This window comes from Leifsonia sp. PS1209 (assembly GCF_012317045.1).
Lineage (GTDB): Bacteria > Actinomycetota > Actinomycetes > Actinomycetales > Microbacteriaceae > Leifsonia.
Window position 1 is genome coordinate 351,552 of sequence record NZ_CP051154.1, and the last position, 23,059, is coordinate 374,610.

27 protein-coding genes and 1 pseudogene are annotated in these 23,059 nt (G+C 65.2%); 14 read left to right on the forward strand and 14 right to left on the reverse strand.

All coding sequences use genetic code 11. The annotated features are described in order from the left end of the window. The first annotated feature begins 53 nt into the window (after positions 1-53). Positions 54-1,364 (forward strand): NAD(P)-binding domain-containing protein, encoded by a 1,311-nt coding sequence (locus HF024_RS01770; RefSeq protein ID WP_021765547.1) that lies wholly within the window; start codon positions 54-56, stop codon positions 1,362-1,364. Here the strand turns inward: HF024_RS01770 and HF024_RS01775 are convergent. Next, positions 1,361-1,669, reverse strand: a complete 309-nt coding sequence (locus HF024_RS01775) for a hypothetical protein (protein ID WP_021765548.1) — start codon at positions 1,667-1,669, stop codon at positions 1,361-1,363. The two genes, HF024_RS01770 and HF024_RS01775, sit on opposite strands and share 4 nt — an antisense overlap. A gap of 30 nt (positions 1,670-1,699) precedes the next feature. On the opposite strand from HF024_RS01775, the gene HF024_RS01780 reads away from it, so the two are divergent. The 5 genes from HF024_RS01780 to HF024_RS01800 all read left to right on the forward strand — a co-directional run bounded on the left by HF024_RS01780 (position 1,700) and on the right by HF024_RS01800 (position 5,608). Further along, the gene (locus HF024_RS01780; protein ID WP_021765549.1) at positions 1,700-2,596 is read left to right on the forward strand and encodes a metalloregulator ArsR/SmtB family transcription factor; all 897 of its coding nucleotides are present in this window, start codon (positions 1,700-1,702) and stop codon (positions 2,594-2,596) included. Between the two features lie 88 nt (positions 2,597-2,684). Next, positions 2,685-3,098: an arsenate reductase ArsC gene (locus HF024_RS01785; protein WP_021765550.1), complete on the forward strand. Its 414-nt coding sequence runs from the start codon at positions 2,685-2,687 to the stop codon at positions 3,096-3,098. Between the two features lie 5 nt (positions 3,099-3,103). Then, positions 3,104-3,766, forward strand: a complete 663-nt coding sequence (locus tag HF024_RS01790) for a low molecular weight phosphatase family protein (RefSeq protein WP_039924270.1) — start codon at positions 3,104-3,106, stop codon at positions 3,764-3,766. Then, positions 3,763-4,746, forward strand: a complete 984-nt coding sequence (gene trxB, locus HF024_RS01795) for a thioredoxin-disulfide reductase (RefSeq protein ID WP_021765552.1) — start codon at positions 3,763-3,765, stop codon at positions 4,744-4,746. Before HF024_RS01790 ends, trxB begins: the two co-directional genes overlap by 4 nt. Before the next feature lie 589 nt (positions 4,747-5,335). Then, the gene (locus HF024_RS01800) at positions 5,336-5,608 is read left to right on the forward strand and encodes a hypothetical protein (RefSeq protein ID WP_155829196.1); all 273 of its coding nucleotides are present in this window, start codon (positions 5,336-5,338) and stop codon (positions 5,606-5,608) included. A gap of 53 nt (positions 5,609-5,661) precedes the next feature. Here HF024_RS01800 and HF024_RS01805 read toward each other — a convergent pair whose 3' ends face one another. The 3 genes and pseudogenes from HF024_RS01805 to HF024_RS01815 form a co-directional block, all read right to left on the reverse strand. Then, positions 5,662-6,804 (reverse strand): chromosome partitioning protein, encoded by a 1,143-nt coding sequence (locus tag HF024_RS01805; protein WP_168688432.1) that lies wholly within the window; start codon positions 6,802-6,804, stop codon positions 5,662-5,664. Positions 6,805-6,843: 39 nt separating this feature from the next. Next, positions 6,844-7,065 (reverse strand): ParB N-terminal domain-containing protein, encoded by a 222-nt coding sequence (locus HF024_RS01810; protein WP_168688433.1) that lies wholly within the window; start codon positions 7,063-7,065, stop codon positions 6,844-6,846. A 101-nt stretch (positions 7,066-7,166) separates the two neighbouring features. After that, a pseudogene (locus HF024_RS01815) lies at positions 7,167-7,667 on the reverse strand (IS110 family transposase); the annotation flags it as partial. A gap of 176 nt (positions 7,668-7,843) precedes the next feature. Here HF024_RS01815 and HF024_RS01820 point away from each other — a divergent pair. The 3 genes from HF024_RS01820 (at position 7,844) to HF024_RS01830 (ending at position 9,656) form a co-directional block, all read left to right on the forward strand. After that, on the forward strand, positions 7,844-8,209 hold the full coding sequence (locus tag HF024_RS01820) for a hypothetical protein (protein ID WP_168688434.1): 366 nt from the start codon (positions 7,844-7,846) through the stop codon (positions 8,207-8,209). Between the two features lie 185 nt (positions 8,210-8,394). After that, complete coding sequence (locus tag HF024_RS01825; protein ID WP_168688435.1) at positions 8,395-8,766, forward strand: TlpA family protein disulfide reductase; 372 nt, start codon at positions 8,395-8,397, stop codon at positions 8,764-8,766. 5 nt (positions 8,767-8,771) lie between these two features. Continuing rightward, positions 8,772-9,656 carry a cytochrome c biogenesis protein CcdA gene (locus HF024_RS01830; RefSeq protein ID WP_021763754.1) on the forward strand — a complete coding sequence of 295 codons (885 nt, stop codon included), beginning with the start codon at positions 8,772-8,774 and terminating at the stop codon, positions 9,654-9,656. A 725-nt stretch (positions 9,657-10,381) separates the two neighbouring features. Here the strand turns inward: HF024_RS01830 and HF024_RS01835 are convergent. The 3 genes from HF024_RS01835 to merA all read right to left on the reverse strand — a co-directional run bounded on the left by HF024_RS01835 (position 10,382) and on the right by merA (position 13,959). Further along, a complete protein-coding gene (locus HF024_RS01835; RefSeq protein ID WP_021763755.1) occupies positions 10,382-11,731 on the reverse strand; it encodes an NAD(P)/FAD-dependent oxidoreductase in 1,350 nt (449 codons plus the stop codon). A gap of 95 nt (positions 11,732-11,826) precedes the next feature. Next, the gene (gene merB, locus HF024_RS01840; protein WP_021763756.1) at positions 11,827-12,474 is read right to left on the reverse strand and encodes an organomercurial lyase MerB; all 648 of its coding nucleotides are present in this window, start codon (positions 12,472-12,474) and stop codon (positions 11,827-11,829) included. 42 nt (positions 12,475-12,516) lie between these two features. Then, positions 12,517-13,959, reverse strand: a complete 1,443-nt coding sequence (gene merA, locus HF024_RS01845; RefSeq protein WP_168688436.1) for a mercury(II) reductase — start codon at positions 13,957-13,959, stop codon at positions 12,517-12,519. Positions 13,960-14,304: 345 nt separating this feature from the next. On the opposite strand from merA, the gene HF024_RS01850 reads away from it, so the two are divergent. After that, positions 14,305-14,694, forward strand: a complete 390-nt coding sequence (locus tag HF024_RS01850; RefSeq protein ID WP_039922792.1) for a heavy metal-responsive transcriptional regulator — start codon at positions 14,305-14,307, stop codon at positions 14,692-14,694. A 203-nt stretch (positions 14,695-14,897) separates the two neighbouring features. Here the strand turns inward: HF024_RS01850 and HF024_RS19960 are convergent, their stop codons facing one another. The 6 genes from HF024_RS19960 to HF024_RS01875 form a co-directional block, all read right to left on the reverse strand. Then, complete coding sequence (locus tag HF024_RS19960) at positions 14,898-15,026, reverse strand: hypothetical protein (RefSeq protein WP_281727841.1); 129 nt, start codon at positions 15,024-15,026, stop codon at positions 14,898-14,900. Continuing rightward, positions 15,023-15,334: a hypothetical protein gene (locus HF024_RS01855; protein ID WP_155829054.1), complete on the reverse strand. Its 312-nt coding sequence runs from the start codon at positions 15,332-15,334 to the stop codon at positions 15,023-15,025. The genes HF024_RS19960 and HF024_RS01855 overlap by 4 nt, the downstream gene beginning before the upstream one ends. Positions 15,335-15,456: 122 nt before the next feature. Then, positions 15,457-16,527, reverse strand: coding sequence for an IS110 family transposase (locus tag HF024_RS01860; RefSeq protein ID WP_168688437.1), 1,071 nt, complete (start codon positions 16,525-16,527; stop codon positions 15,457-15,459). A 488-nt stretch (positions 16,528-17,015) separates the two neighbouring features. Further along, the gene (locus HF024_RS01865; RefSeq protein ID WP_021762910.1) at positions 17,016-17,297 is read right to left on the reverse strand and encodes a hypothetical protein; all 282 of its coding nucleotides are present in this window, start codon (positions 17,295-17,297) and stop codon (positions 17,016-17,018) included. Positions 17,298-17,500: 203 nt separating this feature from the next. Further along, complete coding sequence (locus tag HF024_RS01870) at positions 17,501-17,782, reverse strand: hypothetical protein (protein WP_168688438.1); 282 nt, start codon at positions 17,780-17,782, stop codon at positions 17,501-17,503. Between the two features lie 44 nt (positions 17,783-17,826). Then, positions 17,827-18,096, reverse strand: coding sequence for a hypothetical protein (locus HF024_RS01875; RefSeq protein WP_021762912.1), 270 nt, complete (start codon positions 18,094-18,096; stop codon positions 17,827-17,829). An 82-nt stretch (positions 18,097-18,178) separates the two neighbouring features. Between HF024_RS01875 and HF024_RS01880 the strand changes: the two genes are divergently transcribed. From HF024_RS01880 to HF024_RS01890, 3 genes are all read left to right on the forward strand, one after another. Next, positions 18,179-18,538 carry a hypothetical protein gene (locus HF024_RS01880; protein ID WP_155829011.1) on the forward strand — a complete coding sequence of 120 codons (360 nt, stop codon included), beginning with the start codon at positions 18,179-18,181 and terminating at the stop codon, positions 18,536-18,538. A 94-nt stretch (positions 18,539-18,632) separates the two neighbouring features. Beyond that, a complete protein-coding gene (locus HF024_RS01885) occupies positions 18,633-20,726 on the forward strand; it encodes a hypothetical protein (protein WP_179603904.1) in 2,094 nt (697 codons plus the stop codon). A gap of 61 nt (positions 20,727-20,787) precedes the next feature. Continuing rightward, positions 20,788-21,603, forward strand: coding sequence for a hypothetical protein (locus HF024_RS01890; protein ID WP_021762915.1), 816 nt, complete (start codon positions 20,788-20,790; stop codon positions 21,601-21,603). Positions 21,604-21,611: 8 nt separating this feature from the next. Here HF024_RS01890 and HF024_RS01895 read toward each other — a convergent pair whose 3' ends face one another. Then, on the reverse strand, positions 21,612-22,529 hold the full coding sequence (locus HF024_RS01895; RefSeq protein WP_168688439.1) for a hypothetical protein: 918 nt from the start codon (positions 22,527-22,529) through the stop codon (positions 21,612-21,614). Positions 22,530-22,799: 270 nt separating this feature from the next. Here HF024_RS01895 and HF024_RS01900 point away from each other — a divergent pair, with 270 nt between their 5' ends. Next, positions 22,800-23,057: a hypothetical protein gene (locus tag HF024_RS01900; RefSeq protein WP_247597254.1), complete on the forward strand. Its 258-nt coding sequence runs from the start codon at positions 22,800-22,802 to the stop codon at positions 23,055-23,057. Positions 23,058-23,059 lie beyond the last annotated feature (2 nt).

The window sequence follows — 23,059 nt, forward strand, 5'->3', positions numbered from 1 at the left end:
GATGAAGCAGGCACACTGTAAATCGAAAACCTTCAATGAATGGAGAATGAGGGATGACTCTCGTCGACCTGACCGTCCCCACGATCCGCAGCAGCCGCCTCGACGGGCTCCCGGTGGCGATCATCGGCGCCGGGCCGATCGGGCTCGCGGCCGCCGCCCACTTGGTCGAACGGGGCATCCCGTTCGAGATCTATGAGACCGGCGACACGTCCGGCCACACCGTCTCCCAGTGGGGGCATATCCGTTTCTTCTCGCCGTGGAAGATGCTGGTGGACCCGGCCGCCGCTCGGCTCCTGGCTGAAACAGGGTGGGCGAGTCCCGACGAGAAGCAGCTGCCCACCGGCGGCCAGTTCCTGGATGACTACCTGGCGCCGCTGGCTGCAATCGACTCGATCCGTCCGCACATCCGTTACGGCGTCACCGTCACCGACGTCAGTCGCGAGGGCATGGATCGCACCCGGAGCACCGGCCGCGCCGACACCCCCTTCCTGCTGCGCATCAGCGATGCGGACGGCGTGCGGGAGGTCACGGCCCGCGCCGTCATCGACGCATCCGGCACCTACCTGACCCCGAACAGCCTCGCCTCGTCCGGACTCGACCCTCTCGGGCTGCCGGCGGTCGCCGGGCACGTCTCGCACGCGCTGCCGGATGTGGTCGGGCGCGAGCGCGCCCGGTTCGCCGGCAAGCGCGTCACCGTCGTCGGCGCTGGACACTCCGCCGCCAACACCCTCCTGAACCTCGCCGCCCTTAAGCGTGAGGTGCCGGAAACGCGGATCACCTGGCTGATCCGCAACGCGAGCGCCGTCCGGGTCACCACCTCGGATGACGACCAGCTGATCGAGCGCGCCGCTATCGGCAAGCGCGTCGACCGTCTCATCGCCACCGGCGCCATCCAGCAGATCGACCGGTTCGAAATCCTTCGCCTCGCCGCAACCGAGAACGGCGTCAAGCTGATCGGCCAGCGAGCGGGCGAGCGGGTCGAGCACGACACCGACATCGTGGTGAACGCGACCGGGTTCCGGCCCGACCTCGACATGCTGCGCGAGATCCGGCTCGACCTGGACGAGATCGTGGAGGCTCCCGTCCGGCTGGCGCCGCTGATCGACCCGAACATCCACTCCTGCGGCACGGTCGAGCCCCACGGGTTCGCCGAGTTGCAGCAGCCCGAGCCGAACTTCTTCCTCGCCGGGATGAAGTCCTACGGACGCGCCCCGACGTTCCTCCTCGCCACCGGATACGAGCAGGTCCGATCCATCACCGCCTACCTCGCCGGCGACATCGCGTCGGCACGCAACGTGCAACTGGTGCTCCCGGCCACAGGCGTGTGCTCGACCGGCGCGAGCGGGTCGTCCTGCTGCTCCTAAGCAGTGCCCTTCTCGCGGAGGGCTTCGATGATCATTCCAGTCGTCGGAGCTCCCGCAAGGCCCTCTGGCGTCCGGTACACGCGACAGGCGAGAGCGTCGGTGGGGATGCCGTCGAACAGATCCTGTCCGTCCACAAGGATCGTGGGCGAGCCCGCGAATCCGAGCACCGTTGCTTCGTCGGGGGTGGTCACCGTTCGCGTCTCCAGATGCGCCGTCGGCCGCACGAGGTCAAGAGCTGCTCGAACTCGGTCGGACGCCTCTACCCAATTCGGGCAGTCATCGATGTGGAGCACGATTACGTTCATTGCACAATTCTCGCGCATAGACTCCCATCTATGAGCGGAGCGCAAGCGGTTAGCCCGGACCTGCAGAGCCTCAAGCGCATCAGCGATCCCACCCGCGCCGCCCTCCTCCGGATCATCCTCGATTCCGAGGAGGGCCGGGGGTCGGTGACCCGCATGGCCGAGACCCTCGGGCTCACGCAACCGACCGTGTCTCACCACTTGCGGATGCTCAAGAACGAGGGACTGGTCGAGCGCGAACAGATCGGCCGCACGGCGTGGTATTCGATCACGCCCTCCCAGCTCGACCGCGTCGCCAACCTGGTCCGCGACGGCGAGACACGCGACGACGCGGCGGCGCTGGAGCGCATCGTCGCCGACCTGACCACGCGATACCGAGGGGTACTGGCACCGGACATCGTCAGCTCGTACGTGCAGGACAGCTACCGGATGCTGGGCGAGCGTGCGGGCTCGCACCCGACCCGAGCGTCCCAGACCAGCAGCTTCACGATCGATCGGCTCGACGCGCTCCTACGGGCCGACGAAACCACCCACACCGTGCCGGAGGTGCTGTTCGTCTGTGTGCAGAACGCCGGCCGCTCCCAGCTCGCCTCTGCGATCCTGCGCCAGCTCGCCGGCGACCGGGTCATCGTCCGTACGGCCGGCTCGGAGCCGGCGGAGGCCGTGCGCTCCACGATCGTCACCGTGCTCGACGAGATCGGCACCCCGCTCGGCGGCGAGTTCCCCAAGCCGCTCACCGACGAGGCGGTCCGCGCAGCCGACTACGTGATCACCATGGGCTGTGGTGACGCCTGCCCCATCTACCCGGGCCGCGAATACCTGGACTGGGACATCCCCGACCCCGTCGGGCAACCGATCGCCCGCGTCCGCGAGATCCGAAACGACATCGAGGGTCGCGTCCGCGACCTTCTCGAGCGGATCGAAAAGTGAACGATTGCCGAATTCGGCGATAGACGACTGGAAAAAGCATTGACCTACATCTATGCTTAACGAAGATCGTTGAGAACCGAGGAGAACCATGACTGATACCAAGCCCACCGTCCTGTTCGTCTGCATCCACAACGCCGGCCGCTCCCAGATGGCCGCCGGGTTCATGCGTGAGCTCTCCGGAGGCCGCGTCGAGGTACTGTCCGCCGGTTCGGAGCCGAAGGACCAGATCAACCCGGTCGCGGTTCAGGTCATGGCCGAGGAGGGTATCGACATCGCGGGCGAGCAGCCGAAGATCCTCACCACCGCTGCGGTGAAGGAGTCCGATGTCGTGATCACGATGGGCTGTGGCGACACTTGCCCGATCTTCCCGGGGAAGCGGTACGAGGACTGGGAGCTCACCGACCCCGCCGGGCGCCCGGTGGACGAGGTCCGCCCGATCCGCGACGACATCAAGCAGCGCGTCGAGAACCTGCTCGCTGAGCTCCTGCCCGCGGTGGTGTGACGATCATGACTATCGACGCAACGGGGCGCCGTAGCCAGCCTGAGCTGGCCTATCCGGAGGCGTACCTGCGTCGGCTCGCCGACGATCTGGCCGCCAAGTTCGACGGGGTGTTCAACCGGGAGACGGTGGAGCGGTATGTCCTCGAGTCCTACACCGCGCTGCTACGCACCGCGAAGGTCAAGGCGCATCTGACGACGCGCACGATCCACTTCGCGACGGAGCGGCTGACCGCCCTGGCGCAAGCGAAGGGTGCGCTGCCGGTGATCTGGCCAGAGGTGCTGTTCGTGTGTGAGCAGAACGCTGGGCGTTCACAGATGGCGGCGGTCCTCACCGAGTCTCTTTCCGGAGGACGCGTCCACGTCCGCTCCGCGGGGTCGATGCCCGCGTACGAACTGAATCCAGCTGTGGTCGAGGTGATGGCGGAGCTCGGGCTGGACATGAGTCGCGAGTTCCCGAAGCCGCTGACCGACGATGTCGTGCAGGCCGCAGACGTCGTTGTCACGATGGGCTGCGGCGACGCCTGCCCGATCTACCCCGGCAAGCGCTACCAGAATTGGGAGCTCGCTGATCCGCAGGGCCAGCCGGTCGAGGCTGTGCGGGTGATCCGAGCCGAGGTGGAGCAGCACGTGCGCGAGCTGCTGAAGAGCCTGGAGGTCACGCCCGCGTGAGCGTCGAGAACGTCGTCGTCATCGGTTCCGGCCCCGCCGGATACACCGCCGCGATCTACCTGGCCCGCGCCGGCCTTGACCCGATCGTGCTGACCAGCTCGGTCGAGATCGGCGGGGCGCTGATGAACACCACCGAGGTCGAGAACTTTCCCGGCTTCATTGACGGCATCCAGGGCCCGGACCTGATGGAGAGCCTGCGGCAGCAGGCCGAGCGCTTCGGCGCCCGGCTCGTCTACGACGATGCGACCGCGGTCGACCTGACGGGCGAGATCAAGACGATCTCCACCGGAAGCGGAACCGTGTACGAGGCACACGTCGTGGTCCTTGCGATGGGGTCGGCGCACCGCAAGCTCGGCATCGAGGGAGAGGATCGGCTCTCCGGGTACGGGATATCTTGGTGCGCCACCTGCGACGGCGCGTTCTTCAAGAATCAGGACATCGCGGTCGCCGGCGGCGGCGACTCGGCGCTGGAGGAGGCCATGTTCCTCACCCGGTTCGCCAACTCGGTAACCCTCATCCACCGGCGTGATGCCTTGCGCGCATCGAAGATCATGCAGGATCGGGCGCAAGAGAACCCCAAGATCAGTATCCGCTGGAACACCCAGATCGCCGAAGCCCACGGTGACGACAAGCTGAACGGGCTCACTGTTCGCGACACCGTCACGGGCGAGCCGGGCACCCTGGATGCGACCGGCCTGTTCGTGGCGATCGGTCACGACCCGCGCAGCGCATTGGTCGCGGGTCAGATCGATCTGGACGCCGACGGTTACGTGAAGGTTCAGCATCCGACCACCGAGACGAACCTGCCCGGCGTATTCGCGTGCGGCGACCTCGTCGACCGTCGCTACCGGCAGGCCATCACAGCAGCGGGCACCGGCTGCGCTGCCGCCCTAGATGCGGAGCATTATCTCGCCGCGCACGGGCTGGGCACGCACGCCCAGGCGCAGACCGCGGTCGCGGATGAGCTCGCGCACCCGTGATGGAGAACGCGAACTCTTTCGGAAGTCCCCTAATCCAGGTCAACTAAGGCTGGCAGCTTTCATGGCGGCCCTGACCTTGGTGGATTCTTAGCGAACCTCCGGGTATGGTGGCACGCATCTGACGCCGCCTCCCCCCAGCCGGTTGTCAGCGCGCATGGTTCGATGGCCGCGCCGTTCGGGTCGGCCGGCCATCGAACCGCTCGCGCAAGGGATACTCCCGCCTCGGTGGTCGACCGGTGCCGTTGTGACCAGCCGATCTCGGAGAAATAAGTCGGTGACGGGCGTCGGAGATCGACTGGATGGCCCCCTCGTGCGATACCGCTCGGGCAACGACGGGAGGAGCCGCCCCCGGCGGCGCTGTTCCCAGAGCTTTGTGTGTCTTTCCGCCGCCCGATCGTAGCTCGTTCCCGGTGCTTCCGTGCCGGGCTTTCGCGGCATATCCTCCTTCCGCTTCGCTCCAGTCCGGTATTCCACGGTCCCGGCACTGCGCACCTCCCACTCGCCACTGATCTCCCCGCCGGAAAGGCAAACAAAACGATCAACCAGGGGAGTGATCAGGATGCGGGTATTCGCCATCGATACGAGAAACATGGGTCCGGAACTGCGGGGCGGTCTGGTCGGGGTGGTCGGCTCGACGAGCCCCTCGGCGGAGGAGAAGCGGGAGTGCGTCGAGACGGTGAGCCGGTACGCAGTCGATGGATGGGCGATCGCCGCCGATCCCCGCACACCGATCGGCCGTCTGGCGGCGCTCACGGCTGAGACGGCGTGTGTGCCGTTCGTCGCCTTCAACCGGGTATCCCAGCGCGGAGGTCCAGTGGTCGGGCCGTCGACGGTGCAAGCGGCGACTCGCGAACTGTCCTGACAGCGCAAGCGAGAAGCGGGCCTGGTGCGCAGGCCCGCTTCCCTCCGGCAGGATCAGTCGCTCACGCCAGGGTCCGAGCTGACCGCCCCAGCTTCTTCTGCCGTCTGGACGGCCTCGCCTACTGTCGCGATCTGCTCGACATCGCTGAGGTTGTAGCCCCACGCGGCGAGCTGGGTGAAGTAGTCCTTATCGGTGGGGGAGGGGTACCGCCAGGTCTGCTTGCTCGTGACCGACTCGCACGCCCCGAGGACGACCGCCAGCGCGACATGCTGCGCTTTTGCCGGGGTCTGCTCAAGCAACGCGACGAGCTTGTCGTTCTCGAAGTAGCCGGAGGGCTCCAGGCCGAGCAACTGGTGGGCGAGCTCGTTGCCCTCACGGGTGGCGGTGCTGATCGCCTGCCGGTGGACGGTCAGACCCTTGGCGATCACGACCGCCGCGTCCTTGGGCAGAGCCTTCCGGGACAGCAGCGTGGCGAGCCATTCGCGGCGGACGATCTCAGCGGACGCCCACGCCTTGTTGTTCGCGATCAGGATGCGCCGTTGGGCCTTCTCCTCGTCGGTCATCGGCCCCGACTTGGACGGGGTACCGCCGTAGGTGTGGAAGCCTGCCGCTCTCGCGTCCCGGAGAAAGTAGCTGATGGTGGCGTCGCCGTCCGCGTAGACACGCACGAAGGCCGCTCGCCCGTCCAGGTTCTCGATGTGCTCGACGGTAACGCGTTGGTCATCGGCGGTGAGGAGTTCGCTGATGCGCGTGTACTCGGTGTCGTAGTAGCCGGGGTTCGCGTCGAGGATTAGGTAGCCACGTCCCGCCAGGTCGGCTTCCGCATCCGCCTTGGTCTTGGCGCGGGCTTTGTCGTCGCGTGCCCGCTGGGCCGCGTGCGCGAACTGGGCTGGGTCGGTGGTGGCGACCTGGATGAGGTCGTTGCGGATTTCGTCGTCGCCGTCGAACTCGATCAGCACGACCGCCTGATCCAGGGTCAGCTGGTGCTCCTGGATTGCGCTCGCCGCCACCTGGTTCTCGACCACCGCGAGTGCGGTCTTGACCTCCTTCTGCTTGGTGCCGGTGCGTCGGGCGATCGCGGTGACGCTGAGTCCTTCGAATGCGAGTTGTTGGAAGGCGGCGGCCCGGTCGCCGTCGGTGAGGGCTTCGCGCTGGTCGTTCTCGACCATCTGCTGCACGATCCGCTCCGCGGTCACCTCGTCAGCCTCCACCAGGTAGACGGGAATGGTGGCAAGTCATGCTTCGCGGGCGGCGAACACCCTGCGCTGTCCAGCTCGGACGGTCACCTGGCCGTCGTCGCTTCGATGCCCGAGGACCGGGGTGAGAACGCCGTTCTCGCGGATGCTCTGCACGAACGCGGGGGTGATGGGTGCGGAGGGGCGCACGTTGGTTTCGATGATCAGGGCGTGTGGGTCGAGGTGTTCGATGGTGCCCGCAACGGTGGTGGTGTCGCTCATGGTTCTGGGATCCCTTCAACTGTTCTTGTTCGCCTGTCTGGCAAGGGGATCGAGGGTGAACGGGAGCGGAGCGCAGTGCCGGGTCGACGCTTCTATATCTGTCAAGTCGTCAGCACTGGCTGGTGGAGCGCGTTGAGTGATCGATAAACGCTTCGGGCGAGGTAGCGTTTCAGTGCCCGTCGGATCTCGCGTCGGCTGCGTCCTTCCTGGAGCCTGTTTTCGACGTAGGCGCGGGTTTCGGGGTCGTGGACCATGCGGACGAGCACGGCCGTGTGGAGCGCCCTGTTGAGACGTCGGTCGCCTCCGCGATTGAGACGATGCCTGGTGGTGTTGCCCGAGGATGCGGGGATGGGGCTGACGCCGGCGAGGGCAGCGAAGGCGGCCTCGGAGCGCACCCTGCCGGGGTGGGACCACGCGGTGAGCACGATTGCAGCGGTGACCGGCCCAACCCCGGTGATCTGAAGAAGCGGAGCGGCGGGGCTGGTCTGAATCAGTCCGGTCATGCGATTCAGGTTCGCTGCCAGCTGCTCGGTGAGTTCGTGAACGCGACGGGCGAGACGGACGGCCTCTTCCCGAGCGATCACCGCTTCCAAGGGTTCATCTGCTAAGGCCGGCCTCCCGCACTGTAGCCCGCACCTCGATGGATGTGAGGATGACCAGCGCAGAGCAGCAGCAGCTCGCGCCCGGTGGGTTGACATTCCCCTATAGGGAAACGTGAAAGATGAATACAGACCGGTCGGGTATGGCCGGGATTGTCTGACCGTGGATGGAGAGTGCGATGTCCGAGAATCGTGGAGGCGGGATGAGCGTGGCGTTGATCGCCATCGGCGCGGTGGGGCTGGCAGTTGCGTGTTGCGGCGGCCCGGCGCTGATCGCGGCGGGTGGACTCGCGTTGGTTGGTGGAGTGCTGGGCAGCTGGCCGGTCTTGGCTGTGGCGGCCCTGGTGATGGCCGCCGCCGTGGTGTACACGGTGCTTCGGGCGCGGCGTCGTTCGGCCGCCCGTTCAGCGGAAACCAACAGCGCAGGCCGCGAGGGTGCTGGTGAGCAGGTGTTGCCAGTGATGGTTGACGACTGCTGTGCTGTGCCGAGCCCTGCAGTGGTGCCGCCGAATAAGGAGCGGCGCCAGCGGGCGGCGCGCAAGTGAGGCGCGGTTCGGGATCCAGCCTGTTGCGAAGCCGTCGAGGTCGTGGTTTCGCCGTCGCCTTGGCAGGGATCGCGGTGGCGTTGCTGCTTACCGGGTGCGGAGCGCAGACGTCGCCGGGCGCGGCAACGGGCCCGTCGGGTGGCTCAGCTGCCGGGTCCTCGTTCCCGTCCACGACGGTGCGGACGGTGTCCGGGACGAATTTGACGGTGCCGAACAACAAGCCGGCTCTGTTTTACTTCTTCACCGCCTCGTGTTCGAGTTGCGTGACGGGCGCGAAGTCCGTCGGGGCGGGTGTGGCGAAGGCTGGCTCGGGGGTGCAGGCCGTCGCGGTCGATCTGGACCCCGGCGAGCCGGTGAACATAATCAACGGGTTCATGCAGGACGTCGGGAATCCGCCGTTGTCGGTGGTACGCGACGACGGGACCCTGCTGAAGCGGTTTAACGTGGACGCGCTCGGGTTGACGATGGTGCTGGATAAAGCCGGGCGGGTGGTCTACCGCGGGGTGGACCCCTCAGCGGCCCAGACGGCCCAGGCCATCGCGGCCGCGGGCTCATAGGAGGCGTGTTGGGTACCTTCGCTTTCGCCTTCGCGGCGGGCATGCTGTCGACGGTGAACCCGTGCGGATTCGCGATGCTGCCCGCGTTCCTCGCCTACTACATTGGCCGCGACGAACCCGGCGCGCAGCAGAGCCTCGTACGGCGTGCGCTGGTCGGGCTCGGAGCCGGGCTGCTGGTCAGCGCCGGATTCGCCGGAGTGCTGAGCGTGGCCGGGCTGCTGGTCGCACTTGGAATGCGCAGCCTGATCGGAGCGGTGCCGTGGGTAGCAGTGCTGGTCGGTGTGCTGCTTGTCGGGCTTGGCACCGCTTTGCTCGCCGGCCGGCACGTCGGGTTCACCATGAACTCCAGCCGGATCGCTCGGCAAGGACGCGGCCCGAGCGCGATGCTCGCCTTTGGTGCCGCGTACGGGGTGGCGTCCCTGTCCTGCACCCTCGCGGTGCTGCTTGCGGTGATCGGCCAGGCTCTGGCAGCTGGCAGCGCGGTCGGCCTGGTGGTGGTGTTCGCCGCGTACGCAGCCGGAGCGGCGATGGTGCTGGTGCTCTTGGCTCTGTCCTCGGCCCTGGCCAGCGGCCTGCTGGCGCGGATCCTGCACCGCACCGCAAGGTATGTGCCCCGGATCGCCGGGGCGGTGCTGCTGCTGTCCGGGATCTACCTCGTCGCCTATTGGGCACCTGCGTTGGTCGCCGGGGGCGCGAATGAGAGCCTGGCCACGACCGGCAGCCGCATTTCCTCCGCTATGACCGCTTTCCTCAGCAGCAACATAGGTCTGGTCACCGGCTCCGCCCTGGCCGCGGTCGCGGTCATCTTGATCAGCGCAATTCTCGTCCGCGCGCGGAACCGATCCCGGAACACAGTGACGGCCGACGATGACGAGCCGCGATCACGGTAATCGCAGCCGGGAAATTCGAGGCCGCCGTGGGACGGTGGCCGCGCTGGACGAGGGACCGAGGAGATCGATGCTATCGAACAACGACCGCCGGCAGGCGGCGCGCTGTCAAGCAAGGAGGACATCGCTATCATCGTGACCCACGGCGGCAACAGTCCGGTTGCCCCCCAGGTTCGCCTGGCCGAGCGGCTACTGACCGCATCATGCAAGAGCGCCGACAGTTCGACACCGACCCGGAATTCCGTCCACACCGCTCGGACGGTCCGAATTCGGCCCGCCTGGCGTGCGCGTAGCCGCGGGGCCCGGACGTCGCTCCAAGTGGCCGATCCGACAGTCTCAGCGGCGGCGCCACCGTGTGGCTAGATGGCTTCGCAGGGTGACCACGGCAGCGAGGCCGAAGACTTGGTGGGCGAGGAAACCGTGCAGGTGGGTGACCAGCGGTAGGCGCGATTCGGGGCGCTGAAGCCGGCCGTCGGTGTCACCATGTCGTCGGCGATCAGTTGCCCCCGGGTCGGACAGCGTCCTCCATCGGCCGGGGCCTGCTTGGCTGCACTTCGTTGAGCTTGGTGCTCACCGGCTCCGCAACTTTCGTGCCGACGTAGCCGCCGACTTACGCGGTGAGTACGTCTTCGATCGCTCCTGGGATCTTCACGCTGATCTTTTCACGGCTCTTGAGGGAACGAAACCAGCTCGGGCAGCTCTTCAGACCGCCCCTCCCGCGCACGAGCTCAGGCCTTGATGTGGTCGAGGGCGGCGAGGTAGGCCTCGTTGTAGGTGGGGTATTGGGCGACCTGGTCGCGGAGGGTGTCTAGCGGTATCCGTGCCCGGATGGCGAGCGAGGCGTGGTGGATCCACTCCCCGGCCAAGGGTGCGACGGCCCAGGCGCCGACCAGCACCTTCGCCTCGGTATCGACCAGGAGCCCGAGGTTGCCGACGGGGTCCTTCTCGTAAGTCCAGGGCCGGGTGATTGCGTCGGCGAGGTCGAGCTCGGTGGCTGTGGTGTGCAAACCGGCGTGATCGGACTGCTGCTGGGTGAGCCCCACCGCGGCGATCTCCGGCTCCCCGAACACGACGCGAGGGATGCCGTCGTAGAACGCTTTCCGCGTCCCGCCGAGGATCGCCTCGGCGGCGATGCGGCCCTGGTACTTCGCCACATGGGTGAACGGCATGACCCCGGTCACATCGCCGATCGCCCAGATGTTCTCGGCCGCCCGGCACTGGTCGTCCACCAGCACCTGACCGTGCTCACCGAGCGAGACGCCGACGTCCTCGAAGCCGAGGCCGCCGCTGCGGGGGCTGCGGCCGGTGGCGAAGATCACGACGTCTCCGGTGGCCGTGCTGCCGTCCTCGAGCTCGATCACGCTCGCGCCGCCATCGCGGCGCCCTCTTCGGACCACCGCGTTCAGCCGCACGTCGACCCCGGCGCTCTGAAGGTAGTGCTTGGCAAGCTCCCCGACGCGCGGATCCTCGCGGTCGATCAGCCTGGGGCCACGCTGCAGCAGGGTGACGTTCACACCGAACCGGGAGAGGAACGTCGCCGTTTCCACCCCGACGGCGCTCCCGCCGACGATTACGGCACTGCCGGGCAGTGACGTCGCGGTGTAGGTCTCCCGGTTCGTCCAGGCGGTGATGTCCTCCAGACCCTCCAGTGGCGGCACGACCGCATCGGAACCGGTGGCGATGATGATGTGCTCGGCCAGTATTTCCTGCTCGCCGGCCTGGATACGGCCAGGGCCGGTGATGCGGGCATCCTCTTTGATGACGAGGGCACCTCGCTTGCTGTAGCCCTCGACCTGGCCAGCGTCATTGAGGTTCCGGATCATGTAGTCGCGGTAGTCGCTAGTCTCCGACCAGTTCAACTCCGCACCGCTGACTCCGGCCGCTCGCTGGACCTCGGTCTGCGCCTCCGGCGGCCGCAGCACGGTCTTCGAGGGGACGCAGGCCCAGTAGGCGCATTCCCCGCCGATCAGCTCCCGCTCGATCACGGCAACCTTCTTGCCAGCCTTCATCAGCCGGCTCGCCGCGACCTCACCGCCGGGGCCCATCCCGAGCACCGCAACATCGACACGTTCACTCATTAGCTACTCCTTGTGTTGTCGTCATTGATCGTTTCGGGTGCCGTTGGGCGTCGGCTGGCTCTTGCTGATCGTCGGGTCGCTGAGCCGCCTGTGTTCTAGCAGCAGCTGTCGGCGCCTGACGGGCCGCTTCCCTCCTGGGCATTCTCGATCATGGTTCGAGCCATTTGGGTGCCGAGGGCGTAGGCGTCGGCCACGGGCATGACTTCTCCTCCTGGGTGTGTCTCGAGCCAGGTTTGCGCGTCCTCGGCGGACGTGAAGTAGTGCACCTGGTTGCAGAACGCCGATCGGATCGAGGTCATGTCCTCGGGATTGACGAGGGAAACCACGGCGGTCTCGGGCGAGACCGACTGAACCCCGTGGGGGCCGACGGTGACGGCGATCGGCTCGCCGGTTGCGGGGCTAACGGACTCGACCCGCGCTGACGCGTCCAGCAGGGTGGGGAAGATCAGGGTGTCCAGTGCGCACCAGGTGTAGAGCTGCTCACCGTTGACCTCGAAGCGGTGCGGGGTGGGACGCAGGGTGAGGCCCTGGCCGATGATGCGGCCGTACTCGTACTCGATGTCGGGAACCGCGGCCAGCGCCTGTTGCACGTCGGCTTCGCTGCGCCCGGTCACCGTCGCGAGGGTGCTGACCTCAACCGGGTCGCCTTGGGCAAGTAGTTTCATCAGCGGCAGCCAGAGAGAGGCTTCCTGCCCGGTCTCGCTCGACGTGAGGCGCTCTGCGAGCGTGTCGTTCTCGGTCATTGTGACCCGCTTTCGTTGTTGGTGTGATGAAGGAACAAGGGGTTACGCGGCGCAGCAGGAGAGCTTACTGACGTCGGTGCTGAAGGACTGCGCGGCGATCCTGATACCCTCGGCCATGGTCAGATAGGGGCTCCAGAGCTTGCCGACCTGGTCAACCGTCATGCCGGCTTCGAGGATGTAGACCCCGGCCGCGGCAAGGTCGGCCGCTTCTTTCCCGACAGCGGTGAGTCCGACTATGCGGCCGGTGTCTGCTTCGGCGACCATCTTGATGAAGCCGCGGGTGTCGCGATTCACGATCGCTCGGGGCACGTACTCCAGCGGCACCACCTGGCAGCGGCAGCGGACCCCGGAGTGGTTGGCTTGCTTGTCCGTCATCCCGACAGCGGCGACAGTAGGGCTGGAGAAGATGATGCGGGGCAGGTGCCCGTAGTCGATCTTGCGGCCGGCGTTGTTGAACGCGTTCTCGGCCACGAGTGCACCGTGCGCCGCGGCGACATAGACGTACTCCGGATGCCCGGTCACGTCGCCCGCTGCCCAGATCCGCGGGTTCGAGGTCGCGAGTTCATCGTCGACGACGACCTCGCCAAGATCCCCGGTCTGCACACCTACTGCCTCGAGGTTCAGTCCCTCGGTTACGGGCCGGCGACCGGTGGCGACGAGAAGCCGTGCCGCCCTAAACTCCTCGCGGCCGCCCGAGACGGTGGCCGTCGCGAGGATCTCGCCGGTCGTCGGGTCGGCGCTCACGGAGGTGAGCGCGGCGCGACGCACCACCCGGATACCCTCGTCGGCGAACACCGCCGCAAGTGCGCGGGCGACCTCCGGCTCCTCCGTGGAGGCCAGTCGCGACCGGACCAGCATGGTCACCTTCGATCCGAGGCGGGAGAAGAGTTGCGCCATCTCGATCGCCACCGGTCCGCCACCGAGGACCAGCAACGATTCCGGAACCTCCGACACTTCCATCGCCGTCGTCGAGGTCAGAAAGTCGACCTCCGCCAGCCCCTCGACCGTCGGTGCCCACGGCCGTGATCCGGTCGCGACCAGATATTGCTCAGCACGAACGGGAACCTGGCGGCTCTCGAAGTCCGTGACGGTCAGCGCCGGGTCGTCGGGGGATCCGGTGAAGGTGGCGTCGCCCTGCAGCAGCTCCCAGCCGTACTCGCCGATCAGATCGACGTATTTCTCCGAGCGCATCCCCTCCACCAGCACCCGCTTCCCCTCGATCAGCGCCGGCATATCCACCGGCTCCACGGACGCGTCGATCCCCGGGAACCGGGCGGCGTCCAACGCGACGTGGCGTGCCTCGGCGGCCGCGACTAGTGCCTTTGAGGGCACACAACCGGTGTTCACACAGGTACCGCCGACGGTCGACCGCTCGATCATCACGACTCGCTTGCCAAGGTTGGTCGCCCGAATCGCGGCGGCGAAGGCACCGCCTCCGGAGCCGATCACCGCCAGATCGAACTCGGCGGGTGCGCTGTTGGTCATGAGGACTCCTGAATACGAGGTGCAGATGCTTCGATTTCCCCCATCATGCGCCTTGCCCTATAAGGCAAGGTCAACCCCCCGTGCCGAGCACTTGCGAGAACTCCAGCAGCAGCTCGGGCGGCTCAAATGATGCCCACCTCGCTCCCGTCCCAGGCCACGCACCGTGTTCACGTCGAGGCCTCTCGGGTTGCGCAGCGCCGGGTCGTGACGATCGCGGTCCCCGTCGCAACATCGTGCGCCAAGGAAGTGACCGCCTGGCCGTTCCTCAACGTATTCGGCACGCGCGCACGACATCCCCCATTTTCCCCTATACTGGACGGTCAGGTGGGGCTCCGGGAGGGTCAGATGCGAATCGGTGAGGCCGCGGCAGCGGCGAGCATGACAACGAAGGCGCTGCGGTTCTACGAAGTCGAGGGACTGCTTCCGTATCCGGAGCGGGCCCCGAACGGCTATCGGGATTACGGAGAGGAAACCGTGGGCCGGCTGCAGTTCATCCGCCGAGGGCGGGCCGCCGGACTGAACCTGGCCCAGATCCGCGAGATCCTCCGCCTGCGGGACGCCGGCACGGCGCCCTGCCGCCACGTCGTGACGCTGCTCGGCAACGAACTCGAGCGCCTGGACGCTCAGATCGCCGAGCTCACCGCGCTGCGCGCCACGGTCGCCAGCTTCCACGAGGCCGCCAACGCCGGGGATCCAACCCGGTGTGACGCGGAACTAATCTGCAGCTACGTCTGAAGCCCGACACAAAGGACGCATCAGGCAGAAACGAAACCGCGCCCGAAGCTGATCGTGCCGACCACTTTTGGCCAGAACGAGGTCACACCAGCCGCCACCGCTCCCTTTTGGCAAAACTTCGGTCCGGACGGTCGACGCACTTGGTACCGGCTCGCTGACGGTCATCTCACGCCAGCGCTCGACGAGCTACTGCGTGTCGTGCTCTACGTCGAATCTGGCTGCTGCGCCGAAGAGAACTGCACCTTCGCATGACGGCCATGAGTCCCGCACTTGCCGACGAGCGCCGGCACGTCCTCCAGCACCGAATCCGGGATCGTCGCTGCGACCATCATCTATAACTGGTCGAGGCCGTTGTCGCGATCGCCGCGGGCGCCGCCGCATCATCGGCGGCGCTGATCGGCTTCGGTCTCGACTCGACAATCGAAATTCTGTCTGCGGCGGCTGTCGCGTGGCGGTTCACACGTCGCGACTCCGAATGGTGGGAGAAGGGCACACTGCGGGTGATTGCGGCCTGCAGGGGGCAGTCGTTCGCGCTCACCGGTACCATCTCATGGACGATGCCGGCGCTGTCTATTGCTGCTCTGGTTTTGTCGCTTGTTGCGGACCCGGACTCGACATACAAGGTGACGTTCGCGGTCACGGCGCACTCCTCTCTCATATCAACTCATTTGCCGTTCGGCGCTCTTGCCGAAACAGCGCCGACGGTGAATGAGCAAGAGACCGTGAAATACCGGAGCGAGCGCAGCGACGCTTCTATATCTGTCAAGTCGTCAGCACTGGCTGGTGGAGCGCGTTGAGTGATCGATAAACGCTTCGGGCGAGGTAGCGTTTCAGTGCCCGTCGGATCTCGCGTCGGCTGCGTCCTTCCTGGAGCCTGTTTTCGACGTAGGCGCGGGTTTCGGGGTCGTGGACCATGCGGACGAGCACGGCCGTGTGGAGCGCCCTGTTGAGACGTCGGTCGCCTCCGCGATTGAGACGATGCCTGGTGGTGTTGCCCGAGGATGCGGGGATGGGGCTGACGCCGGCGAGGGCAGCGAAGGCGGCCTCGGAGCGCACCCTGCCGGGGTGGGACCACGCGGTGAGCACGATTGCAGCGGTGACCGGCCCAACCCCGGTGATCTGAAGAAGCGGAGCGGCGGGGCTGGTCTGAATCAGTCCGGTCATGCGATTCAGGTTCGCTGCCAGCTGCTCGGTGAGTTCGTGAACGCGACGGGCGAGACGGACGGCCTCTTCCCGAGCGATCACCGCTTCCAAGGGTTCATCCCGTTCCCGCCATCGGGTCACGGTGCTCACTTGCGCTGCGCTGAGAGGTTTGCGGGCATCGATTCCGAGGTCGTTCACGCGAAGCAGCGCAGTGAGCGCGTTGATGTTCATCGTGCGCTCGTGGCTCAGTTGGTCACGCGCGGCGACCAGCGTCCGCAGCGCAGCGCGGGCGCCTTGGCCCTCTCGCGGCGTCCGCAGCTGAGTCTCCTCGAGGCTGAGGGCGGTGGCGGCGATCGTGTGGGCATCCAACGGGTCGGACTTCCCGATTCCGCGGCGGACGCGGGCGTTCATCCGCGGCGCCTCGGCTACCTGATAGCCGGCATTGGTGACCGCGCGGGCCAGGCCGGCGCCATAGCTGCCGACGCCCTCGATCACCCATAACGTCTCGGCGTCACCGCCGGTTCCGCGGCCGGCCCATGCGATCGCTCGGGCGATGCCGGCCGTGCTGGTGGGGAACTGCTGACAACCCAGCTGCTGCCCGGTGCTGGTGTCGATGACGACGTAGGTGTGGGTGCGGGCGTGGCAGTCCACCCCGACGACATACGGGCGGGAGTGCGCAACGATAGTCACAGCGGCCGCCTCCTCTCTCTAGGGGTCCTTCGAACGGCCGCGACGCGGCCGGCGCTGATCCGGGAGGAAATCACTTCGGGGCAACACTGTGAGGGGCCACAACCCTGACGGGGTTGGACAAGCTTCTAATCAAGCCACCGACGTGGGCCGGGCCAACGCCAGCCGCCCCGCCCCGAACGGACAAGTCGACCCGAAGGCACTCTGTCGAGGCCACGTGGAATATGAGTCACGAACCGGGCGAGACGACCAACATCAACCCTGCCAGCCAGTCCCAGACCAGCCAGTCCAAGACTCACAGTGGAATACCGCAGGGAGCGCAGCGAGTGAGGATATGCCGCGAAAGCCCGGAACGCAGCCCGCGGGAGTGAACTACGATCGACGGCCAGGCAGACGGACAACCCAACAAACACGGCGCCGCTCGCGGCTCATTCACCTCTGCCCGTCACATGAGACGAGCCCGCGCCAGATTGGCGTGGGCTCGCGGGTTGTTATTGGCAGCTGTCGCAGCCCAGGTCGTCCATCGGGTCGATCGGGACCAGATACTCGAGGGTGTCGCCTTGATAGTGGGCGTCGCCGAGTTCGTCGTCGGTGGCGTGTTCTTGGATCCAGGTGTTGGCGGCGGCGGGTTCTCCGAGTGCTCGGAGGAGGCCGGCGAGGGCTTCGACTTCGATGCAGCTGAGCCGGGGTGCCAGGTCGGCTGTGAGGTCGTGTTTGCTGAACACGGCCGTGAAGTGGATGAGCTCGTTGCTGTCACTGATGAGGGTGCTCATGATCGTTTCCTCCCTGCTGGTTGGTGTGCCGTGAAGGCACGCAGTGCCGATCAGGGAGACCCGCCCGGAGTGCCACCCGGTAGGGCGACGCCAGTCGGCCCCGTCAGGGGCTTGCGCGCAGGGTGCGCGACCGAACGATCGCCGCAGGCTTCACGGCACACCAACCAACCAGGTGAGGTGACAAGGTGCATCGAACAGTGGGGTCAGCGTCGACGCTCGATCGTCCGCGGTGGTTTCGAGCGGACGGCGTCCTTCCACACCCACCCTTCGTGGGTCTGGCCATCGCGGGCGGTGAACCGAACGCGGACGGCGTGCTCGTTCCACGCCACCACCTCAACTTCCGGTCGCACAACCGCTTCGTGGAAGCGCACGTACGCAATCGCCGGCGCTGGCACGGTAGCAACGACGGCCGGGTCGTGGTCGAGATCGACCTCCTCTTCGGTCAGCCAGACGGGTCGGGGCCGGGTGACGATTTGCTCGATCACTCGGTCCATCCCGGATCCCGGGTAGCGGCTGTTCTGTCCCACCGTCAGGCGGGGTCGACGTCGACCAGCACCCAGCCGGTGCCGACGGACTGCAACTGCATCGAACGGACTTCGGAGGGGTCCTGGTCTGAGATGGCGACAATTGACCACCCGACGAGCCGCTCGGCGGGGTGGGTGAGCGCGTCGTGTACTGCGGAAGAGCGAACGGGTTCAGCTGCGATGACGCGGTAGCGGTGATCGCGCCAAACGAGCCGGTTCGGGGTCCCGGAATCGGTCCAGATGTGGACGATGTCAGCGGCGGGAGCAATGCTCATGACCAGTTCCTCCGATCGGGTAGCGGGTGTCGGTCTTACTGGCCACAATAGAACATATGTTCGAATGTTTGGGTGGTGGGTCATGAGGGTTCTGCAGGCCGGAGAGCGCGTCTGGCTAGTCGTCGCCGACGCTGGAACGCGCATCCATTTCGTGATCGAGTACGGGCCGGCGGTGCATCAGCGCACCCACGAAACGCTGATGATGTACCGGGTCGACCACTTCACGATCAAGCGCGCCGAGCGGTGGCCGCTCGGATACTACGACGAGCTTCAACACGCGATCGACGCATGTGCGCTGAGCTTGGGGATGCCGAATTTCCTGGCTCCGATTACCGCTCCTGACGGTTCGATCGTGAGCCCAGAAGAGCAGAAGGCTCGTTGGCAGGTCGGGCGTGATCCCCGCACGGGCCTGCAGATGCGATCCGTTGTAACGCGGTACTGAGTTCGCAGAAGTTGCGGACGTCGGCCCCGGATTGACCCCAGTAAGCGGGTAGTGGGTCGCTGATCTTCCACCGTCGTGTCGTGTCAGGGTGGTGATGACGGCCATAGCTGACTTGGAGAAGATGATGGCGCGTACTTCCCAAGCGGAGCAGCGGCAAATCGTTGATTGGGCGACGAAGGCGATAGTTCGACGATGGCGGAGATCTCGTAAGTGGCGAATCCTATGTGCCTGGATCGTCGGCGTGGTCGGTGTCGCCCTGGGCCTCGCGATGTTCGTCGTGCCAAATCTGAGCGGTTGGCAACGGTTGCCATACTCCTTTACCGCTGGAGTTCTCATCGGTCTCGCATATCAGCTGATGCCGAACCGTGGGAACGCGTCAGCCTCACCGCGGCGTCGAGTATACATATTTGCGTTTGCGCTGTCCGGAGCAGCTGCCGCGACCGTTGGTATACTCGCAGCCCTTGTCGCACCTGGTTGGTGGGCGGCGGGGTTGAGCGTTGCGACCGCCGCGCTCGCGGTTGGACTTGCGGAGCGTTATCCGGGCAAGTACATACCTTTCGCATTCTTGCTGCCGGTCGCTCTGGACGCATGGATGTTGCTGCAGCTTTCCACCTCAGGAGACCGCACGCAGCTTGTTGTCGTTCTGACGCTTTTCGTGCCCGCGTTTGCCGTAGCAATTGTCCTCACAGTCTGGGCGTTCAAGCTTCGCAACCTTCCGTCGGCTGAGTACGCGAAAGCGACCGAAGTCGCCCGAGGCGTGCTTTGGGCATGGATTTTGTTGTTGGCCGCGACCCTAGCTTGGAGCGCGAGCGGCCTCAAGCTCGGCAGCGGTGAGCAATTTGACCCGCTCGTGTTCGCTATCCCGCTGGTCACCTTCGGGTCAGTGATCGCAACTGCGACGACGGGATGGACTCGATATCGAGAGGCGCGCTTACAGCTAGATGCTGACGATCAGCCGGCAGCAGAAGCAAAGCTAACCAGCTCCGAACAAGATGGCCAGCCAGCAATTCCTTCGCATGTGCGGGGGCTAGTTGAAGGGCTGATGAGACTGAGATCAAACTTCCTCCGGAACTTTGCCCGACCACGAGAAGACCCGGATGGCGAACCCGCCAGACACTCGTTACCGACGCCTCTCGCATCAGCTGGAGACCTCGTCGCTCTGATGCTTCGCGCCGGTGTAGGGGCACGTTACGAAGGACGCTTCGACAAAATCGACTGGGTCTACCGACTGCGGTACCGTGGCGAGGAATGTCGACTTCAGCTTGGTCGATCCGGCCTCTGGGCCGACTTCTGGATTGGGGAAGATGAAGGCGCGCGGCTCGCAGACCAACTCGGCAAGCAGTTGACGAAGGCTTTGAGGTTCCTGCATCAGAACGGTCTGAGGGATGCTATCGATGCTGGAATCAGCGTCAATGCAGTGGAGGTTGTCAACCAGTTCTTCCGTTACCGGGGGATGGTCAACTACTTCATTGCGCAGCTGCGAGGCCTCCGAGGTGCACCGATGCCTGAGGTCGACAGGTCGACGTTTACGGTTCACGACTTCGAGAGTGGAAAACAGGTCCCGGCACCCGACTTCATTGCAGACACAATGAGCTACTTTTCGGAGTTTCAGAATGAGCAGCAAAGGGCCGGGGAGATTGCACACGTGGCTACTGCTCTCGTAGCGTCTTACTTCGCCTACATCGAGCATGTATCGGTCCTCCTCGCCGCGTACTCGTCTGCCGCTTCCGAAGATGGATTCGCCGTAAGCGAGCTACTGCGAGAATCATGGGCCGTCAAATTCGACGTAGCGTTCGCTGATGTCTCGATCGGGAGCGCGAAGAGCGACCTGAGTCTCATGGCTTCCCGATTCAGAAACCCCCTCTTGCATGGAGGCGCCGGTCGCGCCGCCGACGGAATGTATGTCGAAGTCCTTCCTGACGTGGTCGCTCTGGCCACGGAGGATGGCTCACCCACCGACCAGTTCATGCTCTGGAAGCCGAGCCTGACTGCCGAGGAGATCGACTGGATACTAAGCAGAATCGCCCGCATTGATGCGGCCCTCGAATCTCACCCATACTGGGTGGCGGTATCCGCTGGGGCCCCGTCGAATTTCAGCCGCGATCGCGTGCGGAAGGCGTTGAGCGCCCAGCGAAGCGGAAACGCCGGCCAACTCGCCCGCGCAATGGCAGAAGCCTTAGACGACTGACGGGCAAATTCATAAGCTTTCATCCGCCGCGCAGATACCGGTCAGTCGGAGTTGGGACCGCATGGAGGAGCAGTATTCACCAAGGTACACACGCCTAGACGCGTTCGAGTCCGCCGCAGCTCAAGCCGCCGGCGCGGTGCTGCAACATGCGTTCGACAGGCTGACTAGCCTCATCGAGTCCGGGCGGACCGTCGTATCGAACGCCTCGGGTTCCACGTTGGAGCGCGATGACGAACTCACGCCGTACAACCCGATTAGCTACCAGCTCGCCTACTTCGCACTCGTTTCCGTAGATCATTTACGATTCGTGCGAGACGCGATCAGTACCCGACAGGATCTTGCAGTAATGGCCGAGTACTCCGTTATCCGCAGCGCGATTGAAGCTAGCGCCTATGCGGTCTGGCTAGCGACCGGGGGTACTCGCATCAAGCGAGTCAAGAATTCACTCCGGTTGTCCTGGGATTCGGCAAGCGACGCCGCCGCGTTGATGCGTGTCGCCGGCGACGATCGCAACCACCTTCTAGAGATCGAGGATCGCCTTCTCGAGATCCAGGCAGCCGGTCCGGCTCGCCAAGGTTCGATCGAAAACATGCCCTCGATCACCGAGGTGCTGATGATCGCCGACCGGCACGTCAATACCGGCCAAATCTCGGGGCTCGAAGCTTGGCGGATTTGCAGCGGAATTGCGCATTCAAACCCTCAGGTTGCCCTCGCTCTGCTCGAGCACACCTGGATTGACAAGGACGGAGGCCTCTCTCGAATAGCGAACAATGTCGACCTGCTCGCAACTGTCTACGAGATCGGTGTTACGTACCTTGAAGCCGCTCTTGCAGCATGGCGCAGACTTGCAGAGAACCCTGCGGCCGCGCTTCGGTGAGTTGTCGCCTACTGGGGTAAACCAGAAAGAAAGTCGTTCACCTGCCTGCTGATAACTGCCGCCAGAACGTTAGTGCCGACCTTATCGAGGAACTGGCCAATCCGGGAGACAATACTGTGGACTCTCCCCAGGTCAGCTGACCCTGCGATCTCCCCATCAAGAAGCTCGAGCTCGGAAGAGACGTCACGCCTAACGCTCTCGGGAAGTACAGGCATGGACTGCTGAAGGAGCGACGAAAGCTCCATCGCTCCCGAAAGCCATTCGCTCGGGGGTGTATGGATGGTCTGCGAGAAATGCGAGCTGTTATTGGCGATGTTTGCATTGCCGTTAATCACCGTTGAGTGATGCACGACTCCATCCTGGGATTCATCATTCACGCTTGTCCCGTTCTCTACCCTCCGTGAGCCCTTGGTCGTCACTCGTGGGCGCAGCGGCCCGCCATGGCCCCACGCTCCCGGCCCCTCGACGAAGCCTTCCTGCTCCAGCCAGTCACCTACACGTTGGATGTCGTCTTCGGTATAAACGACGCCTAGGAAGTTTGGTTCCCCATTCAAGAAGCCAGCCGGCGTGGGGGCGCGACCCTCCTCCTGTTCCTCGTAGATCCAACGTAAGTACGTGTCGCGGAGTTGCTTGCGTCGAGCGACCACCGATCTGCGGAACGTATCGAATTGCTGATAGGCGTCGGCTCCTTTCGGGGTGACGATTACCCCACCGATTCCGGCAAGGGAGTCAAAGAAGTCGACCCACCCACGGTACTTCATGCGGCGACACTCGTCCTGCAGATCGAACGAACCGAGGTCACGCATTTGGATGAGCTTGTCGTTCAACTCGGCGAGTGAAACATCGCTCGCCGTGTGGTGCCCAGCAAGCTCGAATAATGCAGCCAGGATCCGCAGCCGGCGCGCCTCTTCCTGCGAAAGATCCATAACATACCCCTTTGGTGACTTCTCCAAATGGAGGTTATCGGCACCCACTGCTGGATCGCCTATTTGCGCTACGCGGTCCTCGGGTAAGGGAGGCAGTGATAGCCCTGCCTAGCGGGCCCGTATGACAACAATTTGACAACACTCGGGCGAAACTGGAGCCAATTGAAGAACATCGAGGACAACTACGAATCACCGTGGTTCCGGGGATCTTGGAAGACGAGAAGCTGTCCGCTGACCCGCGGCTAGAGTTCGAATCCCACGCCCTCCGCCGTGACGTTCGGCGCAGGCGGATCGCAAGGCATAGAAGCGCAGTCAGCTGACGATGCGGATGGTCGACACGACGTCGTCCAGGTTCGGACGACCGTGGCCATCAGTCGAACCGGCTACTTGCTGGCGCAGGGCCAGGATATTGAGGATCTGCAGGACCGGATAGAGGCGGCCAGTGCCTCGCCAGGGCGGTTCGTGAGCTTCACCGTGGTCGGCAATCGAGCGGTGAGTGTGCTCATCACCCTGCGGAGCCAGGTGTGATC